At 47.7% G+C, this 344-nt stretch carries 1 protein-coding gene; it reads right to left on the bottom strand.

Annotated features, from left to right (window positions below; translation table 11 throughout):
- A partial coding sequence (locus B3182_RS10445) for a nucleotidyltransferase domain-containing protein (RefSeq protein ID WP_292752691.1) occupies positions 1-344 on the bottom strand: 344 nt, incomplete at both ends.

Here is a 344-nt window from a genome sequence, read left to right as displayed (position 1 = left end):
ACACTATGACCAATCTCCAGGCCGATATCCCACAGTTGGGTCAGGAAGACAGATAGTGCTTCTGGAGGTGTTTCAGCCACTGAATCATCCAGTAATACCAGTAAGTCGATATCCGAGTGTGGATGTAATTCGCCTCGTCCGTAACCGCCAACGGCAATCAGACTGACAGTCGTTTCAGTCGCAAGATGTTTGTGCCATAGAAACTGCAGGACCTCATCCACAAAATGTGCTTGCTGATGTACCAGCCAGTCAATATCTGCCTGATCTTCAAAAAAACATTTTTTTAGGTGTTGTGAGGCTTTGTCGAGAATATCGCGACAGCCTGTCGCATTATCCGCCTGGCC

It is taken from the genome of Methylophaga sp. UBA4204, assembly GCF_002379485.1.
GTDB lineage: Bacteria > Pseudomonadota > Gammaproteobacteria > Nitrosococcales > Methylophagaceae > Methylophaga.
This window is presented reverse-complemented; position numbering and strand designations above follow the sequence as displayed.